At 72.6% G+C, this 19,703-nt stretch carries 16 protein-coding genes and 2 tRNA genes; 15 read left to right on the top strand and 3 right to left on the bottom strand.

What is annotated here, in order from left to right:
• Positions 1–214 precede the first annotated feature (214 nt).
• Both F3L20_RS28015 and F3L20_RS28010 read left to right on the top strand, forming a co-directional pair.
• Complete coding sequence (locus F3L20_RS28015; RefSeq protein WP_145827525.1) at positions 215–1,624, top strand: NAD-dependent malic enzyme; 1,410 nt, start codon at positions 215–217, stop codon at positions 1,622–1,624.
• A gap of 395 nt (positions 1,625–2,019) precedes the next feature.
• The gene (locus F3L20_RS28010) at positions 2,020–2,301 is read left to right on the top strand and encodes an HU family DNA-binding protein (protein ID WP_003990598.1); all 282 of its coding nucleotides are present in this window, start codon (positions 2,020–2,022) and stop codon (positions 2,299–2,301) included.
• Between the two features lie 177 nt (positions 2,302–2,478).
• On the opposite strand, the gene murA is transcribed toward F3L20_RS28010, so the two are convergent.
• The gene (gene murA, locus F3L20_RS28005; protein ID WP_145827526.1) at positions 2,479–3,825 is read right to left on the bottom strand and encodes a UDP-N-acetylglucosamine 1-carboxyvinyltransferase; all 1,347 of its coding nucleotides are present in this window, start codon (positions 3,823–3,825) and stop codon (positions 2,479–2,481) included.
• 306 nt (positions 3,826–4,131) lie between these two features.
• Between murA and F3L20_RS28000 the strand changes: the two genes are divergently transcribed.
• The 10 genes from F3L20_RS28000 (at position 4,132) to F3L20_RS27955 (ending at position 16,875) form a co-directional block, all read left to right on the top strand.
• On the top strand, positions 4,132–4,704 hold the full coding sequence (locus F3L20_RS28000) for a YqgE/AlgH family protein (protein ID WP_167534624.1): 573 nt from the start codon (positions 4,132–4,134) through the stop codon (positions 4,702–4,704).
• Positions 4,705–4,733: 29 nt separating this feature from the next.
• Positions 4,734–5,015, top strand: a complete 282-nt coding sequence (locus tag F3L20_RS27995; RefSeq protein WP_024885352.1) for a DUF3039 domain-containing protein — start codon at positions 4,734–4,736, stop codon at positions 5,013–5,015.
• Between the two features lie 250 nt (positions 5,016–5,265).
• Complete coding sequence (locus F3L20_RS27990; protein WP_150156673.1) at positions 5,266–6,558, top strand: extracellular solute-binding protein; 1,293 nt, start codon at positions 5,266–5,268, stop codon at positions 6,556–6,558.
• A complete protein-coding gene (locus F3L20_RS27985; protein ID WP_240810777.1) occupies positions 6,555–7,544 on the top strand; it encodes a carbohydrate ABC transporter permease in 990 nt (329 codons plus the stop codon). Before F3L20_RS27990 ends, F3L20_RS27985 begins: the two co-directional genes overlap by 4 nt.
• 29 nt (positions 7,545–7,573) lie before the next feature.
• Positions 7,574–8,419, top strand: a complete 846-nt coding sequence (locus F3L20_RS27980; protein WP_150157525.1) for a carbohydrate ABC transporter permease — start codon at positions 7,574–7,576, stop codon at positions 8,417–8,419.
• A gap of 4 nt (positions 8,420–8,423) precedes the next feature.
• Positions 8,424–10,067: a beta-N-acetylhexosaminidase gene (locus F3L20_RS27975; protein WP_150156672.1), complete on the top strand. Its 1,644-nt coding sequence runs from the start codon at positions 8,424–8,426 to the stop codon at positions 10,065–10,067.
• A 324-nt stretch (positions 10,068–10,391) separates the two neighbouring features.
• Positions 10,392–11,285, top strand: a complete 894-nt coding sequence (locus tag F3L20_RS27970) for an FAD binding domain-containing protein (protein WP_150156671.1) — start codon at positions 10,392–10,394, stop codon at positions 11,283–11,285.
• Complete coding sequence (locus F3L20_RS27965; RefSeq protein ID WP_150156670.1) at positions 11,282–13,162, top strand: 2Fe-2S iron-sulfur cluster-binding protein; 1,881 nt, start codon at positions 11,282–11,284, stop codon at positions 13,160–13,162. Before F3L20_RS27970 ends, F3L20_RS27965 begins: the two co-directional genes overlap by 4 nt.
• Positions 13,159–15,468, top strand: a complete 2,310-nt coding sequence (locus tag F3L20_RS27960) for a xanthine dehydrogenase family protein molybdopterin-binding subunit (RefSeq protein ID WP_150156669.1) — start codon at positions 13,159–13,161, stop codon at positions 15,466–15,468. Before F3L20_RS27965 ends, F3L20_RS27960 begins: the two co-directional genes overlap by 4 nt.
• 228 nt (positions 15,469–15,696) lie before the next feature.
• Positions 15,697–16,875 carry an SUKH-4 family immunity protein gene (locus F3L20_RS27955; RefSeq protein WP_150156668.1) on the top strand — a complete coding sequence of 393 codons (1,179 nt, stop codon included), beginning with the start codon at positions 15,697–15,699 and terminating at the stop codon, positions 16,873–16,875.
• Positions 16,876–17,086: 211 nt separating this feature from the next.
• On the opposite strand, the gene F3L20_RS27950 is transcribed toward F3L20_RS27955, so the two are convergent.
• Both F3L20_RS27950 and F3L20_RS27945 read right to left on the bottom strand, forming a co-directional pair.
• A tRNA-OTHER gene (locus F3L20_RS27950) sits at positions 17,087–17,187 on the bottom strand.
• 59 nt (positions 17,188–17,246) lie between these two features.
• Positions 17,247–17,321, bottom strand: a tRNA-Cys gene (locus F3L20_RS27945).
• A 222-nt stretch (positions 17,322–17,543) separates the two neighbouring features.
• Here F3L20_RS27945 and F3L20_RS27940 point away from each other — a divergent pair.
• Genes F3L20_RS27940 through F3L20_RS27930 form a run of 3 tightly spaced genes read left to right on the top strand, consistent with a single transcriptional unit; the run spans position 17,544 to position 19,608 of the window.
• Entirely contained in the window at positions 17,544–19,010 is a 1,467-nt protein-coding gene (locus F3L20_RS27940) for an MFS transporter (RefSeq protein ID WP_150156667.1), read from the top strand.
• 32 nt (positions 19,011–19,042) lie between these two features.
• On the top strand, positions 19,043–19,240 hold the full coding sequence (locus tag F3L20_RS27935) for a hypothetical protein (protein WP_150156666.1): 198 nt from the start codon (positions 19,043–19,045) through the stop codon (positions 19,238–19,240).
• A complete protein-coding gene (locus F3L20_RS27930; protein WP_150156665.1) occupies positions 19,240–19,608 on the top strand; it encodes a type II toxin-antitoxin system death-on-curing family toxin in 369 nt (122 codons plus the stop codon). The genes F3L20_RS27935 and F3L20_RS27930 overlap by 1 nt, the downstream gene beginning before the upstream one ends.
• Positions 19,609–19,703: the final 95 nt, after the last annotated feature.

The raw sequence follows: 19,703 nt of genomic DNA, 5'->3' as shown, positions 1-19,703 counted from the left end.
TGTCACAAGCGTTCGAGAGGCCCACGTCACGACAGTGACGTGGGCCTCTTTTGTTGCCCGGCTCGCTCTCGTATGGTGGAACTCGTTTTCCGGCTGGTGGCAGCGGCCGGTGAACAAAACGTCCGCAATCCCAGGCGGCTACCACGTACTCGGTGGTAGGTGCGACGATCGGACGGCACGATTCGCGACACGGTTGAAAAGCAGAGGAACGGCCATGGCAACGGCGCCCAGCGTCTCCTACTCGATGACCATCCGGCTGGAGGTGCCCGCGGGAGGAACCGCGGTGTCCCAGCTCACCGGGGCCGTCGAGTCCCACGGAGGCTCGGTGACCGGCCTCGACGTGACGGCGTCGGGCCACGAGCGGCTCCGCATCGACGTGACCATCGCGGCCACGTCCACCGCCCACGCCGACGAGATCGTCGAGCAGCTGCGCCGCATCGAGGGCGTCACCCTCGGCAAGGTCTCCGACCGTACGTTCCTGATGCACCTCGGCGGCAAGATCGAGATGGCGTCGAAGCACCCCATCCGCAACCGTGACGACCTGTCCATGGTCTACACGCCCGGCGTGGCCCGGGTCTGCATGGCGATCGCCGAGAACCCCGAGGACGCCCGCCGCCTCACCATCAAGCGCAACTCCGTTGCGGTCGTGACGGACGGCTCCGCCGTGCTGGGCCTGGGCAACATCGGCCCCAAGGCCGCCCTGCCGGTGATGGAGGGCAAGGCCGCCCTGTTCAAGCGGTTCGCCGGCATCGACGCCTGGCCGCTGTGCCTGGACACCCAGGACACCGACGCGATCGTGGAGATCGTCAAGGCGATCGCCCCCGGTTTCGCGGGCATCAACCTGGAGGACATCTCGGCGCCCCGCTGCTTCGAGATCGAGGCACGGCTGCGCGAGGCCCTCGACATCCCCGTCTTCCACGACGACCAGCACGGCACCGCGATCGTCGTGCTCGCCGCCCTGACCAACGCCCTGCGCGTCACCGGCAAGACCATCGAGAACATCCGCGTCGTCATGTCCGGCGCCGGCGCGGCCGGCACGGCCATCCTGAAGCTGCTGCTGGCCGCCGGCGTGAAGAACGCCGTGGTCGCCGACATCCACGGTGTGGTGCACTCCGGCCGCGAGGACCTGGTCGACGCCGTCCCCGGTTCCGCCCTGCGCTGGATCGCCGACAACACCAACCCGGAGAACCTCACCGGCACGCTGAAGGAGGCCGTGCGCGGCGCGGACGTCTTCATCGGCGTCTCCGCCCCCAACGTCCTCGGTGCCGAGGACGTGGCGGCGATGGCCGAGGGCGCGATCGTGTTCGCGCTCGCGAACCCCGACCCCGAGGTGGACCCGGCAATCGCCCGCCAGACGGCGGCCGTTGTGGCCACCGGCCGCTCGGACTTCCCCAACCAGATCAACAACGTGCTGGTCTTCCCGGGTGTCTTCCGCGGCCTGCTGGACGCCCAGTCCCGCACCGTCAACACGGAGATGATGCTGGCCGCCGCGCAGGCCCTGGCCGACGTGGTCACCGAGGACGAGCTGAACCCGAACTACATCATCCCCAGCGTCTTCAACGAGAAGGTCGCGGGCGCGGTCGCCGGCGCGGTCCGGGACGCCGCCAAGGCCGCCGGGGCGTGACCGCCGCGACGGCCGGTCGCTGTGAGGATCGCCACGGGGGTGGTTAGGACCGGCGCGTCGCGGAACCCGTAGTCCTGGCCGCCCTCTAGGGTGGCGGCCAGACCCGGGCTCCGGCCCCTGCTGTCCGCTGCCGGAAGCGGACGGAGCGTCACCGTGCGGAGGCCGTGGCGCTCTTCGTGTGACTCCCTCGGGTGTTCTCACGACTCCTGCGGGTGCCGGATTGGCATTACCGCCGCAGGTAGAGGCAGGATGCGTCCCTGGGCGCGAGGGTCCGACGAAGGACCCGGGTCCGGGGACTCACCGAGGAACCTGGCAGCATCGGCTTTCGCCGTGCCCGACATGCGGCTCCGCCGCGTGGCACGCCTCAACGGCAAGAAGAACACGGGAGTAAGAACATGAACCGCAGTGAGCTGGTGGCCGCGCTGGCCGACCGCGCCGAGGTGACCCGCAAGGACGCCGACGCCGTGCTGGCCGCGTTCGCCGACGTCGTCGGCGACATCGTCTCCAAGGGCGACGAGAAGGTCACCATCCCCGGCTTCCTGACCTTCGAGCGCACCCACCGCGCTGCGCGCACCGCGCGCAACCCGCAGACCGGTGAGCCGATCCAGATCCCCGCGGGTTACAGCGTGAAGGTGTCGGCGGGCTCGAAGCTCAAGGAAGCGGCCAAGGGCAAGTAAGGCGCCTGCGCGCCTGCGCGCTTCAACGCCGTTCGGCTGAGTGCCCCCGGGCGGGTGCCGGTCCGACGTGGCTTGTCGCGCAGTTCCCCGCGCCCCTGACGGGGCGCCGCAGCTAGACGTCAATGGGGCGGTCACCCGACTTGGGTGACCGCCCCATCGGCGTTCGTGGGCCGTGGATCAGCCGAGGGCCTTGCCCGGGAGTTCCACCTTCGCGCCCAGCTCGGAGAGCTTCTCCATGAAGTTCTCGTAGCCGCGATTGATCAGGCCGATCCCGTGGACGCGGGAGGTGCCCTGGGCGGCCAGGGCCGCGATCAGGTACGAGAAACCGCCGCGCAGGTCGGGGATCTCCAGGTCAGCGCCCTGGAGTCTCGTCGGGCCCGAGACGACCGCCGAGTGCAGGAAGTTGCGCTGGCCGAAGCGGCAGTTCGAGCCGCCCAGGCACTCGCGGTACAGCTGGATGTGCGCGCCCATCTGATTGAGCGCGGAGGTGAAGCCGAGGCGGGACTCGTAGACCGTCTCGTGGATGATGGACAGCCCCGTGGCCTGCGTCAGCGCCACCACCAGCGGCTGCTGCCAGTCGGTCTGGAAGCCGGGGTGCACGTCGGTCTCCAGCGCGATGGACTTCAACTGCCCGCCGGGGTGCCAGAAACGGATGCCCTCGTCGTCGATCTCGAAGGCGCCGCCGACCTTCCGGTAGGTGTTGAGAAACGTCATCATCGAGCGCTGCTGGGCGCCGTGGACGTAGATGTTGCCCTCGGTGGCGAGCGCGGCGGACGCCCAGGAGGCGGCCTCCAGACGGTCCGGCAGGGCGCGGTGGGTGTAGCCGCCGAGCTTGTCCACACCGGTGATGCGGATCGTCCGGTCGGTGTCCATCGCGATGATGGCGCCCATCTTCTGCAGGACGCAGATCAGGTCCTCGATCTCCGGCTCCACCGCCGCGTTGGAGAGCTCGGTGACGCCCTCCGCGAGGACCGCCGTGAGCAGCACCTGCTCGGTCGCGCCGACGGACGGGTACGGCAGGGCGATCTTGGTGCCGCGCAGCCGCTGCGGGGCCTCCAGGTACTGGCCGTCCGCCCGCTTCTCGATCCGCGCGCCGAACTGCCGCAGCACGTCGAAGTGGAAGTCGATGGGGCGTCCGCCGATGTCGCAGCCGCCGAGGCCCGGGATGAACGCGTGCCCGAGCCGGTGCAGCAGCGGGCCGCAGAACAGGATCGGGATCCGCGAGGAACCGGCGTGGGCATCGATGTCAGCGACGTTGGCGCTCTCCACGTACGTGGGGTCGAGCACCAGTTCGCCGGGCTCGTCACCCGGACGGACCGTCACACCGTGCAGCTGCAGCAGGCCCCGGACGACCCGGACGTCACGGATGTCCGGAACGTTGCGCAGCCGGCTCGGTGAGCTGCCCAGCAGTGCGGCCACCATGGCCTTCGGTACGAGGTTCTTCGCACCGCGGACCCGGATCTCGCCCTCCAGCGGGGTTCCGCCGTGGACAAGCAGTACGTCATCGACGTCGTTGACGGTCATGAATCTCGCGTTCCGTGGAGTGGGGCAGGGGCCAGAAGGGAAAGGGTAATCGCCTTGTACCCCCCTTCTGTAAGCCCATGGAGCCCTTGGGCACGTCATGGGTCTGTCACAACACGAACCGTTCCACGACGGCCACGGGCGGTCACCGCGAGCCTTCGCACGCCGGGCGCGCTCCCGGCCGCCCGCCCGCGCTCCTTCACCTCCGCCGGACAACGCCTCACCAGGCCGCTCCCCCGTACCCGGTCGCGTTCACCCGTCACCCGCATTGCCTCCCGCGTACGGGGAAGATGCGGGATCATGTCTGGCATGACCGAGGTGTCCTCGCTCACAGGGCGGCTGCTCGTGGCCACTCCCGCTCTGGCGGACCCGAACTTCGACCGCGCGGTGGTGCTCCTTCTCGACCACGACGAGGAGGGCTCCCTCGGTGTCGTCCTCAACCGGCCGACCCCGGTGGACGTCGGCGACATCCTGGAGGGCTGGGCGGACCTGACCGGAGAGCCCGGCGTGGTGTTCCAGGGCGGCCCGGTGTCGCTGGACTCGGCGCTCGGTGTCGCCGTGGTGCCGGGCGGGGCGGCGGGGGAGAGCCCGCCGCCGGGCTGGCGCCGGGTGCACGGCGCGATCGGGCTGGTCGACCTGGAGGCCCCGCCGGAACTGCTCGCCTCCGCGCTCGGCTCGCTGCGCATCTTCGCCGGATACGCGGGCTGGGGCCCGGGCCAGCTGGAGGACGAGCTGGTGGACGGCGCCTGGTACGTGGTGGAGTCGGAGCCGGGTGACGTGTCCTGTCCGTCCCCCGAGCGGCTCTGGCGCGAGGTGCTGCGCCGGCAGCGCAACGAGCTGGCGATGGTCGCCACGTATCCGGACGACCCTTCGCTCAACTGAGGCGCGCGGGCTTCAGTACCCTTGGCGGCATGAGCACTCTTGAGCCCGAGCGCGGGACTGGTACGGGGACCCTCGTCGAGCCGACGCCGCAGACCTCCCACGGCGACGGTGACCACGAGCGCTTCGCCCACTACGTCCAGAAGGACAAGATCATGGCGAGCGCCCTCGACGGTACTCCCGTCGTGGCGCTGTGCGGCAAGGTGTGGGTGCCCGGCCGGGACCCGAAGAAGTACCCGGTCTGCCCCATGTGCAAGGAGATCTACGAGTCCATGAGTGAGGGTGGCGACGACAAGGGCAAGGGCGACAAGTAGCCCGCCGGGGCGGTCTTCGGTCCGCTCCCCCTGACGTCCGCCGGACGCGGAACTTCCACGAGGCCCCCGGGGCGCGCTTTGCGTGCCCCGGGGGCCTTTGTGCCGTGTGCGCGTTGCGCAGGGTGCGCCGGCCGGTCACAGAGTGGTGGAGACCTCTTGTGGCCCGGTTCACCCAGTCCCTAGCCTCCGATGAGTTGTGCACAGCGAAACCGCCATTGCATATGCTGCAACGCGCTCGGAGGAGTACTCCATGAAGCTGTCCGCCCGCACGGTCGCCGTCGCGGCCGTCCTCGCCACCGCCGCCTGCGCCCCTCAGACCTCCGGCACCTCCTCCTCCGACAAGGACGAGAAGACCGGCACCCTGCGCGTCTGGCTCTTCCAGGAGGTCAACAACACCCCCAAGGAACAGGTCGTCGACTCCGTCCTCGCCGAGTTCGAGAAGGCGCACGAGGGCGCCGAGGTCACCGTGGAGTACATACCCGTCGAGACCCGCGCCCAGCGCATCAAGGCGGCCTTCAACGATCCGGGGTCCGCCCCCGACCTCGTCGAGTACGGCAACACCGACACCGCGGGCTATGTGAAGGACGGCGGACTCGCCGACCTCACCCGGGAATTCGGCGCCTGGGACGAGGCCAAGGACACCGACCCGACCGCCCGGCAGTCGGTCACCGTGGACGGCAAGGTCTACGGTGTCCCGTACTTCGTCGGCGTCCGCGCGCTCTACTACCGCACGGACGTCTTCGAGGAACTCGGCCTGGACGTCCCGAAGACCCAGGCCGAGCTGATCGCCACCGCGAAGGAGATCCGCGCCGCCCGGCCCGAGCTGTACGGCCTCGCGGTCGGCGGCGCCTACACCTACGGCGCGATGCCCTTCATCTGGGCCCACGGCGGCGAACTCGCCACCGGCAAGGGGGGCTCGTACGCCTCCGCCATCGACGGCGCCGCCGCGCGCAAGGGCATCGAGGCGTACACCTCGCTGTTCGGCGACGACAACTGCCCGGCAGCCAAGTGCGCCGCGATGACCGGCAACGACACGATCACCGCCTTCGCCGCGGGCAAGGCGGCGATGGCGATCGGCGGCGACTTCAGCCACGCCGCCGTGGAGGCCGGCAAGGTCAAGGGCAGGTACGCGGTCGTGCCGCTGCCGGGCGTGGAGGCCGGGTCGATCGCCCCCGCGTTCGCCGGCGGGAACAACCTCGGCGTGCTGAAGTCCACCTCGCACCGGACCCTCGCCGTCGACCTGATGCAGCGGCTCGCGTCCAAGGAGGCGCAGGGCGAGCTGTTCGACGCGATGGGCTTCCTGCCGACGTTCTCCGACGTGCGGCAGCAGGTGGCCGCCAAGGAGGCCTTCGTGAAGCCGTTCGTCGAGACGCTGGCCGCGGACACGAAGTTCGTGCCGGCCTCGCCGGCGTGGGCACAGATCGATGCGGGGCAGGTGCTGCCGACGATGTTCCAGGAGATCGTGTCCGGCAAGAAGGACGTCAAGTCCGCCTCGGCGGACGCCGCGAGGAAGATGAACGACGCGTTCGGGTCCGTCGGATGACGGTGCCCACCGGGCCGGGGGTTCTCGAGCGGTCGCGGGTGCGGGTGGGTGGCGGTTTCCCGCGCCCACGCGGCGGTAGCCGCAGATCCGGTACGGCCCCGCGCCCCCGGACAGGGCGCTCCCGCACCCCCTGGTTGTATCTGGCGCCGGCGCTTGTCGTGCTCGGGGGGCTGCTCGCCTATCCGATCTATCAGCTCGGGCTGATCTCCGTCTTCCACTACACCCAGGCGCAGGTCAGTGGCGGGGAGCCGACCACCTTCGAGGGGTTCGGGAACTACGCCGAGCTGTTCGGGGACGGGCAGTTCTGGGAGGTGCTGCTGGCCACCGTGCTGTTCGCGGCGGCCTGTGTCGTCTCCACCCTGGCCGCGGGCTGCGCGCTCGCCGTGCTGCTCACCCGGGTGCGGGCGGTGCCGCGGCTCGCGCTGATGCTGGCCGCGCTCGGCGCCTGGGCCACCCCGGCGATCACCGGGTCCACGGTGTGGCTGTTCCTCTTCGACGCCGACTTCGGGCCCGTCAACCGGGTGCTCGGCCTCGGCGACCACTCCTGGACGTACGGGCGGTTCAGCGCCTTCTTCCTGGTGCTGCTCGAAGTGGTGTGGTGTTCCTTCCCGTTCGTGATGGTCACGGTCTACGCCGGCATCCGCGCCGTACCGTCCGAGGTGCTGGAGGCCGCCGCGCTCGACGGGGCCTCGCAAGGGCGGATCTGGCGCTCCGTGCTCGCGCCGATGCTCCGGCCGATCCTGGTGGTCGTCACCATCCAGTCGGTCATCTGGGACTTCAAGGTCTTCACGCAGATCTACGTCATGACGGGCGGCGGCGGCATCGCGGGACAGAACCTGGTGCTCAACGTCTACGCCTACCAGAAGGCGTTCGCGTCCTCGCAGTACAGCCTGGGCGCCGCGATCGGCGTGGTGATGCTGGTGCTCCTGCTCGCCGTGACACTGGTCTACCTGCGGCTGCTGCGCCGCCAGGGGGAGGAACTGTGAGCCTGGTGAGCCGGGGCCGGGAACCCGGAGTGAATCTTGTGCGCGGGTTCATCCGCCGCCCGGGGCGCACGGCGGCCGAGGTGACCGCCCTGGTGGTCGCCGCCGTGGTGGCGTTCCCGCTGTACTGGATGGTGCTGAGCGCCTTCAAACCGGCCGGCGAGATCCAGTCGAGCGAGCCGCGTCCCTGGACACTCGCGCCCACGCTCGGCTCGTTCCGGCGGGTGTTCGGGCAGCAGGATTTCGGCCGTTACTTCCTCAACAGTGTCGTCGTCGCGGTCGCCGTGGTGATCGCCTCCGCGCTGATCGCGTTTCTCGCCGCGACCGCCGTGACGCGATTCCGGTTCCGTTTGCGGACCACCCTGCTGATCATGTTTCTGGTGGCCCAGATGGTGCCGGTGGAGGCGCTGACCATCCCCCTGTTCTTCGTGATGCGGGATCTCGGTCAGCTGAACACGCTCTGGTCGTTGATCCTGCCGCACATCGCCTTCTCGCTGCCGTTCGCGATCTGGATGCTCAGGGGGTTCGTGAAGGGTGTTCCGGAGGCCCTGGAGGAGGCCGCGTACATCGACGGCGCGAGCCGCGCGCGCTTCCTTTGGCAGATCCTTTTCCCGCTCGTTCTGCCGGGCCTCGTGGCCACCAGCGTGTTCTCCTTCATCTCCGCCTGGAACGACTTCCTGTTCGCCAAGTCGTTCATCATCAGCGACATCTCCCGGTCGACCCTGCCGATGGCGCTGCTGGTGTTCTACAAACCCGACGACCCGGACTGGGGCGGCGTCATGGCGGCGTCCACGGTGATGACGATTCCGGTACTGGTCTTCTTCGTACTCGTACAGCGGCGTCTGGTCTCCGGACTGGGCGGCGCGGTAAAGGACTGACGTGATGCCGACTTCACTGATTCCGGCGCCCCGCGGCGTCGTCACCGGCACCGGCGAGGTGCGCCTGACGGAACACTCCCGGCTGGACGCCGGCGCCGGCACGGAGGGTGTCGGGCGCTGGCTGGGCGGCGTGCTGCGGGCGGCCACCGGGCTGCCCTGGCACGAGGGGACGGCGGCCTCCGGTGCGTGGGACGGCATCCGTCTCGCGCCGGCCCCGGGGCTGGGTCCGGAGGAGTACCGCCTCGTCAGCGACGGTGCGGGCGTCCTCGTCGAGGGCGGTGACGCGGCGGGCGTCTTCCGGGGCGCCCAGACGCTGCGGCAGCTCCTCGGGCCCGACGCGTACCGCAGGGCACCGGTGCGCCGCGACCGGACGTGGACGGTGCCGTACGTGACGATCGAGGACGCGCCCCGTTTCCGGTGGCGCGGGCTGATGCTGGATGTCGCCCGGCACTTCATGCCGAAGGACGGCGTGCTGCGGTATCTCGATCTGATGGCCGCGCACAAACTCAATGTCCTCCATCTGCATCTGACGGACGACCAGGGCTGGCGCATCGAGATCCGCCGCCACCCGAGGCTCACCGAGGTCGGCTCCTGGCGCGCCCGCACCAAAATCGGCCACCGCGCCTCGCCGCTGTGGGACGACCGGCCGCACGGCGGTCACTACACCCAGGACGACATCCGCGAGATCGTCGCCTACGCCGCCGAACGCCATATCAGCGTGGTCCCGGAAATCGACGTGCCCGGGCACTCGCAGGCCGCGATCGCCGCGTATCCGGAACTCGGCAACTCCGATGTCGTCGACACCACCGCCCTGAACGTCTGGGACACCTGGGGCATCAATCCGAACGTCCTCGCCCCCACGGAGGACACCCTGCGCTTCTACGAAGGGGTGCTGGAGGAAGTCCTGGAACTGTTCCCCGCCGACGCCGGTCCGTTCTCGCCGTTCGTGCACATCGGCGGCGACGAATGCGTCAAGGACCAGTGGCGCGCCTCGGCCACCGCGCGCAAGCAGATCGAGTCCCTCGGGCTCGCGGACGAGGACGCCCTGCAGTCCTGGTTCATCGCGCACTTCGACGGCTGGCTCGCCGAACGCGGGCGCAGGCTGATCGGCTGGGACGAGATCCTGGAGGGCGGACTGGCGCCGGGCGCGGCCGTGTCGTCCTGGCGCGGCTACGCGGGCGGGGTCGCCGCGGCCCGCGCCGGGCACGACGTGGTCATGTGCCCCGAGCAGCAGGTCTACCTGGACCACCGTCAGGACGCGGGCCCCGGCGAACCGGTGCCGATCGGCTACGTGCGCACCCTGGAGGACGTCTACCGCTTCGAGCCCGTCCCGGCGGAGCTGACGCCCGGGGAGCGGGCGCGGGTGCTGGGCACCCAGGCCAACGTGTGGACCGAGGTGATGGAGGACCAGGGACGCGTCGACTACCAGGTGTTCCCGCGGCTCGCCGCGCTGTGCGAGGTCGCGTGGAGCGTGCTCCCGGCTCCGGCCGAGCGGGACTTCGCCGGCTTCGAGCGGCGGATGACCGCGCACTACCGGCGCCTGGACGCCCTGGGCGTCGCCTACCGCCCGCCCACCGGACCCCACCCGTGGCAACGCCGCCCGGGCGTCCTGGGCCGCCCGATCGAGGGAGCGCCCCCGGCCGTGTGAGAGGCGGCGCCGTGACGCCGGGGGAGGGTCGTCCCCGGGGCTCCCCTGCCCCGGGGGACGACCCTCGCCCCGTGCGTTCGCTGCGGGCCGAACAGGTCGGCCGATAACGGAACAAGGGCTTCCGAAGGCTGTGATTCCACGGCGCAGCGGTGATCTCGGGACGGAATCGGTCAGGTCCGGTTCCAGCCGGGCGAATGCCTCCTAGCGGACCCCCGTCTTCGGCACCTGCCAAGATGTGCCAGAGTTGCCACGTCCGCCCTGTCAGCACGTACCGTACGGCGCACGGGTGGGACCAGGTGGGGCAGCGGGAAGGGGCAGCCGGTTTTGAGCACGCACGCACCGCAGGCGGCGCAGGCCGTGACGCTGCCCACGACGCTGGACGAAGCCGTGGCGGCGCTCACCGCCATGCCCGCCGCCGTGCCCGTCGCGGGCGGCACCGACCTCATGGCCGCCGTCAACTCCGGGCAGCTCAGGCCCGCCGCGCTGGTCGGCCTCGGCAAGATCAGCGAGATCCGCGGCTGGCAGTACCTCGACGGACACGCGCTGCTCGGCGCCGGACTCACCCACGCGCGCATGGGCCGCCCCGACTTCGCCGCCCTCATCCCGGCGCTCGCCGCCGCCGCGCGGGCCGCCGGACCCCCGCACATCCGCAACGCGGGCACCCTCGGCGGCAACATCGCCTCCGCCGCCCCCACCGGGGACGCGCTGCCCGTGCTGGCCGCCCTGGAGGCGACGCTCGTCGTCGCGGGCCCGGCCGGCGCCCGCCGCGAGGTTCCGGTGTCGCACCTGCTGGCCGGCATGGACCTGCTGCGCCCCGGCGAACTCATCGGCTACGTGCGCGTCCCCCTGCTGCACGCCCCCCAGGTCTTCCTGAAGGCGACCGGACGCACCGGCCCCGGCCGCGCGGTCGCCTCCGTCGCCCTCGTGCTCGACCCCGCCCGGCGCGGGGTGCGCTGCGCGGTGGGCGCCATCGCGCCGATGCCGCTGCGGCCCCTGGAGGCCGAGCAGTGGGTCGCGCAGCTCATCGACTGGGACAACAACCGCGCGATCGTGCCCGAGGCACTGACCGCGTTCGGGGAGTACGTCGCCGCGGCCTGCATCCCCGACGCCGCCCCCGGCGAGGACGGCGCCGTCCCACCGCTGCCGCCCGCGGTACTGCACCTGCGGCGCACCGTCGCCGCGCTGGCCCGACGAGCACTGGGGAGGGCGTTGTCGTGACCGACGACCAGCACGGACAGGGCACGCCTCCGGGCGGCAGCCGCTGGGACCCGTTGCCGCAGGGCGACTACGACGACGGTGCCACGGCCTTCGTGAACCTCCCGGAGGGCGGCATCGACGCCCTGCTGGACGCCATGGAGAGCCCCCTCGCCGCGCCCGGCCACGGTTACGTGCCGCCGCAGATAACGGTCACGCCCGCGACCACCGCGGGCACCGACCCGGCGGCGACCGGCTCCTGGGCGGCCCCCGGCGCGCCCGTCGACGGGGCCCAGTGGCACGACCCGCAGGCCGGACAGCCGGAGCCGGCGGCGGACCGCTTCAGCTACGACCCCGGCGCGGGCGGGCAGTGGAGCTACGACGAGACCGCCGCCGCGCCGCAGCACGCGCCGGGCCAGGACCCGGGTCAGGACCCCGCACCGGGGCAGAACGCCACCGGGCAGTGGTCGATCCCCGTGGCGGGCGGCGACCTGCCGGACGAGTCCGGCGAGTTCACCGCGTCGTCCCTGGTCGAACAGTGGGGCAGCACCCCCCCGGCGACCCTCCCGGGCGGCGCCCCGGCCCCCTGGGCCGACACCCAGTCCATCGGCCGGCCGTGGGGCCCCGGCGTACCGGGGGTCCCCCAGGAGCACGACGGGCACGGCGCCGGCCACCAGCCGCAGGACGGCGAGCACGGACCCGCCCACGAGCCCCAGGACCCGGCCGCTCGGCAGCACGGCGGGCCCGACGGCGGTACCGCCCACGACCAGCAGGCGTACACCGGCGGCCACCGCGGTGGTCCCGCACGCGAGGAGGGCCCCGAGGAAGGGCAGCCGCGCGCCGCGGACCCGTCCGCGTACGACCCCGCCGCCCCGGACGTGTCCGCGCACGGCGGTCCGCGTCCGGACGAGGTGTCCCGGCCGCTGCCCGCCGAGGAACACCCGGACCACCGCGAGCAGCCCTGGCAGCCCGGCGACGCGTCCGCCGACGGCCACCCGGCCGAGCACCCGGACTCCGCCCCCCAGGGCGGCACGGAGCCCGCCCCCGGGGCGCACGGGACCCCGACCGACACCGGGGACACCCAGGCGGCTCCCGAGCCCGCGGAGCAGCCCTCGGCGGCCTCCGCCGGCGAAGGCACGCGGCAGGGTCCCGGCGACGGCGCCTCCGCCGGCCCGGACACCGCACCCGCCGACGACGGTTCCGGCGAACCGGACGCCCCCGCGGCGGCGCAGGGCACCGACGCCGACGGCCCCGACATCCTCGTGGCACCCCACGAGGACCACCCCCTCGCCTCCTACGTGCTCCGCGTCAACGGCACCGACCGGCCCGTCACCGACGCCTGGATCGGCGAGTCGCTGCTCTACGTGCTGCGCGAGCGGCTCGGCCTGGCCGGCGCCAAGGACGGTTGCTCGCAGGGAGAGTGCGGCGCCTGCAACGTCCAGGTCGACGGCCGGCTCGTCGCGTCCTGCCTGGTCCCCGCCGTCACCGCGGCGGGCAGCGAGGTCCGCACCGTCGAGGGACTGGCGCAGGACGGCCGCCCCTCGGACGTGCAGCGCGCCCTCGCCCGCTGCGGCGCCGTGCAGTGCGGTTTCTGCGTCCCCGGCATCGCGATGACCGTGCACGACCTGCTGGAGGGCAACCCGGCCCCGACCGAGCTGGAGACCCGGCAGGCTCTGTGCGGCAACCTGTGCCGCTGCTCCGGCTACCGGGGCGTGGTCGACGCCGTCAAAGAGGTCGTCGCCGGACGCGAGGCGCAGGCCGAGCCGGCCGCCGCGGACGACGGCGACACCCCGCGCATCCCGCACCAGGCGGGCCCCGGCGCCGGCGGGGTGAACCCCTCGGCGTTCGGCGTCCCCGGACCGCACGACCAGTCCTACGGCCAGGACGGAGGCCAGGCGTGAGCAACGAGACAGCCACCGCGCAGGCCGCCGGGACGGCGGCCCCCGAGCAGGAGGCCGTCCCGCGCGGACTCGGCGCCTCCCTCCCGGCAGCCGACGCCCGCGCCAAGACCGAGGGCACCTTCCCCTACGCCGCCGACCTGTGGGCCGAAGGGCTGCTGTGGGCCGCCGTGCTGCGCTCGCCGCACCCGCACGCGCGCATCAAGTCGATCGACACCACGCACGCGCGCGAGATGCCCGGCGTCCGCGCGGTCGTCACCCACGAGGACGTCCCGGGCACCCCGGTCCTCGGCCGCGGCACCGCCGACCGCCCGGTCTTCGCCTCCGAGGTCGTACGCCACCACGGTGAACCGCTGGCCGCCGTCGCCGCCGACCACCCCGACACCGCGCGGATGGCCGCCGCCGCCGTCATCGTCGAGTACGAGGTGCTCGACCCGGTGACCGACCCCGAGCAGGCCTTCGAGGCCGAGCCGCTGCACCCCGACGGCAACCTGATCCGGCACATCCCGCTGCGCCACGGCGACCCCGAGGCGGCCGGTGAGGTCGTCGTCGAGGGCCTGTACCGCATCGGCCGTCAGGACCCCGCCCCCATAGGAGCCGAGGCCGGACTCGCCGTGCCCCGCCCGGACGGCGGGGTCGAGCTGTACCTGGCGTCCACCGACCCGCACGGCGACCGGGACACCGCGGCCGCCGCGTTCGGTCTGCAGCAGGACCAGGTCAAGATCGTCGTCACCGGGGTGCCCGGCGCCACCGCCGACCGCGAGGACCAGAGCTTCCAGCTCCCCCTCGGCCTGCTCGCGCTGAAGACCGGCTGCCCGGTGAAGCTCGCGGCCACGCGCGAGGAGTCCTTCCTCGGCCATACCCACCGCCACCCCACCCTGCTGCGCTACCGCCACCACGCCGACGCCGAGGGCAAGCTGGTCAAGGTCGAGGCGCAGATCCTGCTCGACGCGGGCGCCTACGCCGGCACCTCCTCCGACGCCCTGGCCGCCGCCGTCGCCTTCGCGTGCGGCCCGTACGTCGTCCCGCACGCCTTCATCGAGGGCTGGGCGGTGCGCACCAACAACCCGCCCTCCGGCCATGTGCGCGGCGAGGGCGCGATGCAGGTCTGTGCCGCGTACGAGGCGCAGATGGACAAGCTGGCGAAGAAGCTGGGCCTGGACCCGGCCGAGGTGCGCCTGCGCAACGTGATGGCCACCGGCGACGTGCTGCCCACCGGGCAGACCGTCACCTGCCCCGCGCCGGTCGCCGAACTGCTGGAGGCCGTGCGGGAGTTCCCGCTGCCGCCGCTGCCCAAGGACACCCCCGAGGACGAGTGGCTGCTGCCCGGCGGCCCCGAGGGCGCGGGCGAACCGGGCGCGGTCCGCCGCGGCGTCGGCTACGGCCTGGGCATGGTGCACATGCTGGGCGCGGAGGGCGCCGACGAGGTGTCCACGGCCACCGTGCGCGTCCAGGGCGGCGTGGCGACCGTGCTGTGCGCGGCCGTGGAGACGGGACAGGGCTTCTCCACCCTGGCCCGGCAGATCGTCCAGGAGACCCTCGGCATCGACGAGGTGCACGTGGTGCCCGTGGACACCGACCAGCCTCCGGCCGGGGCGGGCTGCCGGGGCCGGCACACCTGGGTGTCCGGCGGGGCGGTGGAGCGCGCGGCCAAGATGGTCCGCACCCAGCTCCTCCAGCCCCTGGCGCACAAGTTCGGCATGTCCACCGAGCTGCTGCAGATCACCGACGGCAAGATCACCTCGTACGACGGCGTGCTGTCCACCACCGTCACCGAGGCGCTCGACGGCAAGGAACTGTGGGCCACCGCCCAGTGCCGCCCGCACCCCACCGAGCCGCTGGACGAGGCCGGGCAGGGTGACGCCTTCGTCGGCATCTCCTTCTGCGCGATCCGCGCGGTCGTCGACGTCGACATCGAGCTCGGCTCGGTACGGGTCGTGGAACTGGCGGTCGCCCAGGACGTGGGCCGGGTGCTCAACCCGGCTCAGCTGGCGGCGCGGATCGAGGCGGGCGTGACCCAGGGCCTGGGCGCCGCGCTCACCGAGAACCTGCGCACGCCGCGCGGCCTGATCCGCCACCCCGACCTCACCGGGTACGCCCTGCCCACGGCGCTGGACGCGCCGGACATCCGGATCGTGAAGCTGGTCGAGGAGCGGGACGTGGTCGCGCCGTTCGGCGCGAAGTCGGTCAGCGCGGTGCCGGTGGTGACCTCCCCGGCCGCCATCGCCTCGGCGGTGCGCGCCGCCACCGGCCGGCCGGTCAACCGGCTGCCGATCCGCCCGCAGGCCGCCGTGGTCACCGCCGGCTGAGCGGTTCCCGCGAGGCGATCGCCCCGTCAGGGCAACGTCTGGGGCCTCCCGCGCGTCTTGAAAGACAGGGCGTCGGCCGCGCCCCGTGGTTCTGAGGCGTTGTCAGTGGCGCCGCGTAGTCTTCGGAAGCAGTGGGGGACGGCCGTGGGTCCGGCAGGGCGCGGGCCGTCCTGCCCGGGGCGGGACGTTCGCGGGCCCGGGACCGAGCACACGTATCGCGGGGGAATCATGGGCATGGCCGACACCGTTGTCGCGAGGGCGATCACACTCACCGAGGACGACCTCGGTCCCCAGGTCACGCACGCGTCCACGCGGAGCTGGCTGACCGGCCCCGGACTGCCCTGCGACAGCGGCCTGTTCCGCTTCGCCGAGCTGGGCCGGCACGGCGGGCCGCACACGGTCGCCGAGGCGACGGGCGGCGCCGCCGACCGGCTCCCGCCCGCCCTGCGGGACCAGCTCGTCATCGGCGAACTGCTCGCCCCGGCGGGCCTGGAGACGGAGTCGGTGCTGCTCGACGGCGCGACCGGGGAGGTCTCCACGACGTACGTGCACGACCGGCCCGACCTCATGGACTGCCGTCCGCTCGCCCCGTCCCTGCCGACCCTGGTCCGCTTCGCCGCGGCCACGGACGAACTGGCGGGACTGCGCGGCCAGTTCGCCGCCTACGCCGGCCGTTACGGCACCAAGGCGGTCGCGGAGGCCTCGCGGCAGCTGCTCGCGGTGTTCGAGGAGGGCGCGGACGGCGAGCCGGCGCCGTTCTGGCGGATGGCGGCGCTGATCCGCCCGCTCGCCCTCGTCGCGGGCCCCGGCACGTCGTCGGGCCTAGCCCTGGATCTGCCCCTGCGGCTGCTGGACGAGGAGTTCGGGCGGGGCGGTGTGGTCCGTTTCGAGGAGGTCGACTTCCCCTCGACCCTCACGCACGAGCCGACCCGCCGCTTCCTGCGCGAGACGGGCCTGCCGGAGGACGGGTTCCTGTTCTCCCTGGACACGGACCAGCCGCTGCGCACCCTCGCGGAGTACGACGCCGACGACTGCGGCGGCGGCATCCCGCCCGGTCTCCTCCCGGCCCACGCCGACCGGCTGGTACGCGTCGGACACCTGGTCGACGACCACAGTCTCGTCGTCGACGGGGCGACGGGCGCGGTACTCAGCTGGAGCGAGGGCGAGGCGGTGCTGCGCCCGCTGAACACGGACATCTCCACGCTCGCCTTCACGCTGTGGCTGCTGCACCGGGAGCGCTCCCTCGACGAGGACTCGGGCCACGCGCTCACCAGCGACGCGTACGACCAGCTGGCGCTGACGATGATCCAGGTCCTCGCCTCCGTCGACCCGACCGGCACGACCCCCGACACGGACTGGCACTACTGGACCCGCCTCTTCCAGGACGAGGCGGGCGGGGTGCTGTGACACGGGCGCACGCCGATGGGCGGGGCGCTCCGGAGACTGCCCTGCCCTTGGCAGGAGCCGTGGCGGGGATCGAACCCGCGTAACTCCCTGCGAGCGGGTCTCGTTGATGGATGCCGCGCAGGTGAGTCCCTGAGCCGGTCGGGCGGACGGCCGCGGGCGGCACCGTGGTGCAGGTCGGGGGGCGGGCGCTCCGGGGAGCACCCGCCCTGGGTGGAGGCCGTGGCGGGAATCGAACCCGCGTAACTCCCTGCGAGCGGGTCTCGTTGATGGATGCCGCGCAGGTGGGTCCCTGAGCCGGTCGGGCGGACGGCCGCGGGCGGCACCGTGGTGCAGGTCGGGGGGCGGGCGCTCCGGGGAGCACCCGCCCTGGGTGGAGGCCGTGGCGGGGATCGAACCCGCGTAACTCGCTTTGCAGGCGAGTCCCTGAGCCACTCGGGCACACGGCCGTGTCGGTGGGGGCGAGGTGCCGTACGGCGCCTCGCCGTCCCGGACCGGTACAGCGACCGTACGGCGGGCCGCGGACGGTGCTCAAGGGAACACCGGGGCGTGCAACGCGACTGCCATGTGCCGTTCACACTCGGCGGCGGAGGTCCTACGACCAAGGTCCCGGTCCGGATACCGACCCCCGACAGGGGTCAAAGCGGGGCGTGGACCTTACTCTGGCGGGCATGACCGCCCCGAACCCCCGCGACACCGGTGTCGCCGAGCCCGCCGGCGCCGCCCCGGACCTCGCCCCCGACGACACCGTCCTCAGCCGCACCTACCGGGCGCTGAGCATCGGGGTCGTCTCCGTGGTGCTTCTGATCGCCTTCGAGGCGACGGCCGTGGGAACCGCCATGCCGGTCGCCGCGCGCGAGCTGGACGGGGTCCCGCTCTACGCGTTCGCGTTCTCGGGGTACTTCACCACCAGCCTCTTCGGCATGGTGCTGGCCGGCCAGTGGTCCGACCGGCGGGGCCCGCTCGCGCCGCTGACCTGGGGCATCGGCTCGTTCGCGGCCGGACTGCTGCTCGCCGGTACCGCGGGCGCGATGTGGATGTTCATCCTCGGGCGGGCCGTGCAGGGCCTCGGCGGCGGCCTGGTGATCGTCGCGCTGTACGTCGTGGTGGGTCGCGCCTACCCCGAGCGGCTGCGGCCGGCGATCATGGCGGCGTTCGCCGCCAGCTGGGTCGTCCCCTCCATCGTCGGCCCGCTCGCGTCCGGCGCGGTCACCGAGCATCTCGGCTGGCGCTGGGTCTTCCTCGGCATGCCGGTGCTCGTCACGCTCCCGCTGGCCCTCGCGCTGCCCCAGATACGGTGCCTCGCGGCCGGCCCGACAGGGGAGGGCAAGGAGACGCCGGCCTCCTTCGACGGCCGCCGCATCCGGCTGGCCCTCGCCATCTCCTTCGGGGCGGGCCTGCTCCAGTACGCCGCCCAGGACCTGCGATGGCTGTCGCTGCTGCCGGGCGCGCTGGGCGTGGCCCTGCTGGTCCCGGCCGTCCTCGGCCTGCTCCCGCGCGGCACCTGGCGGGCGGCGCGCGGCCTGCCCTCCGTGGTGCTGCTGCGCGGTGTCGCCGCCGGGTCGTTCATCGCGGCGGAGTCCTTCGTCCCGCTGATGCTGGTCACCCAGCGCGGACTCAGCCCCACGATGGCCGGCTTCTCCCTCGCGGCGGGCGGCGGCACCTGGGCGCTGGGCTCCTGGGTGCAGTCCCGGCCCCGCCTGGAACCGCACCGGGAACGGCTGATGACCCTCGGGATGCTGTTGGTCGCCTTCGCCGTCGCGGCGGCACCGAGCGTGCTGAACCATGCCGTGCCCGCCTGGACGCTGGCGGTCGCCTGGGCCTTCGGCTGCTTCGGCATGGGCCTGGTGATCTCCTCCACCAGCGTCCTGCTGCTCCAGCTCTCCGCCCCCGAGGAGGCCGGCACCAACTCCGCCGCCCTGCAGATCTCCGACGGCCTGTCCAACGTCCTCCTGCTGGCGGTCGGCGGCGCCGCCTTCGCCGCCCTGGGCGGCGGCACCGTCAGCCACGCGGCGACCCAGGCCACCGGCTCCCACCCGGCCGCCTTCGTCGCGGTCTTCCTCCCGATGGCGGCGGTGGCCCTGGTGGGCGTCTGGGTGGCGACCCGGGTACGGCCCACTCCCGACGGCAAGGTGTGACACCGGGTGGTACCACGTAGTACCGTCGGGTCATGGCTGGACTGAACCTGCGGTTTACGGATGACGAGCTCGACGCCCTGCGTGAGCGCGCCGCTGCGGAAGGACGCAGCATGCAGGCTTTCGCGCACGATGCTGTGGTGGCGGCTATAAACGAGCATTCGCGGCTGTTCAACGAGGCGGCCGACCATGTGCTGAAGGCGAGCGCGGAGCTGAACCGGAGGCTCGCCTGATGTACCACCTCACCTTGCCCGAGCTGCTGAACCTCGCGAAGCGGCTCGGGGAGGAGGCGGTGCGCGACTACGGACTGCTGGACTCGGCGCTGGCGCGCCCGCAGTCGAGCGTGTTCGGCCAGGACGCGTATCCGGACGTGTGGCAGAAGGCCGCAGCCCTGATGGAGTCCCTTGCCCGCAACCACGCGCTCGTCGACGGCAACAAGCGCCTCGCCTGGTATGCGACGTGGGTCTTCCTGCACATGAACGGACACCCGCTCGATCCGGAATTCGACGTGGACGAGGCCGAGCGGTTCGTGCTGGACGTCTGCCAAGGAGCATTGGACGTGCCCAAGATCGCGTCCGAGTTGCCGCGCTTCGCGCGATGACTGTGACGTGGGTCCCACCTCCGGTCGACGCAGGCCTCAAGCGGCCGGTGCACCACCGGGCCATCGGTAGGGTGGCCCGGTCGTCCCACGCACCA

Source organism: Streptomyces tendae (assembly GCF_008632955.1).
Lineage (GTDB): Bacteria > Actinomycetota > Actinomycetes > Streptomycetales > Streptomycetaceae > Streptomyces.
This window is presented reverse-complemented; position numbering and strand designations above follow the sequence as displayed.

Bases quoted from the DNA above. Each gene is read 5' to 3' on its own strand.
- F3L20_RS28000 (WP_167534624.1), top strand. From the start codon at position 4,132: ATGACCGAGGTGTCCTCGCTCACAGGGCGGCTGCTCGTGGCCACTCCC.
- murA (WP_145827526.1), bottom strand. From the start codon at position 3,825: ATGACCGTCAACGACGTCGATGACGTACTGCTTGTCCACGGCGGAACC.
- F3L20_RS27955 (WP_150156668.1), top strand. From the start codon at position 15,697: ATGGGCATGGCCGACACCGTTGTCGCGAGGGCGATCACACTCACCGAG.
- F3L20_RS27940 (WP_150156667.1), top strand. From the start codon at position 17,544: ATGACCGCCCCGAACCCCCGCGACACCGGTGTCGCCGAGCCCGCCGGC.
- F3L20_RS27995 (WP_024885352.1), top strand. From the start codon at position 4,734: ATGAGCACTCTTGAGCCCGAGCGCGGGACTGGTACGGGGACCCTCGTC.
- F3L20_RS27990 (WP_150156673.1), top strand. From the start codon at position 5,266: ATGAAGCTGTCCGCCCGCACGGTCGCCGTCGCGGCCGTCCTCGCCACC.
- F3L20_RS28015 (WP_145827525.1), top strand. From the start codon at position 215: ATGGCAACGGCGCCCAGCGTCTCCTACTCGATGACCATCCGGCTGGAG.
- F3L20_RS28010 (WP_003990598.1), top strand. From the start codon at position 2,020: ATGAACCGCAGTGAGCTGGTGGCCGCGCTGGCCGACCGCGCCGAGGTG.
- F3L20_RS27975 (WP_150156672.1), top strand. From the start codon at position 8,424: ATGCCGACTTCACTGATTCCGGCGCCCCGCGGCGTCGTCACCGGCACC.
- F3L20_RS27930 (WP_150156665.1), top strand. From the start codon at position 19,240: ATGTACCACCTCACCTTGCCCGAGCTGCTGAACCTCGCGAAGCGGCTC.
- F3L20_RS27935 (WP_150156666.1), top strand. From the start codon at position 19,043: ATGGCTGGACTGAACCTGCGGTTTACGGATGACGAGCTCGACGCCCTG.
- F3L20_RS27985 (WP_240810777.1), top strand. From the start codon at position 6,555: ATGACGGTGCCCACCGGGCCGGGGGTTCTCGAGCGGTCGCGGGTGCGG.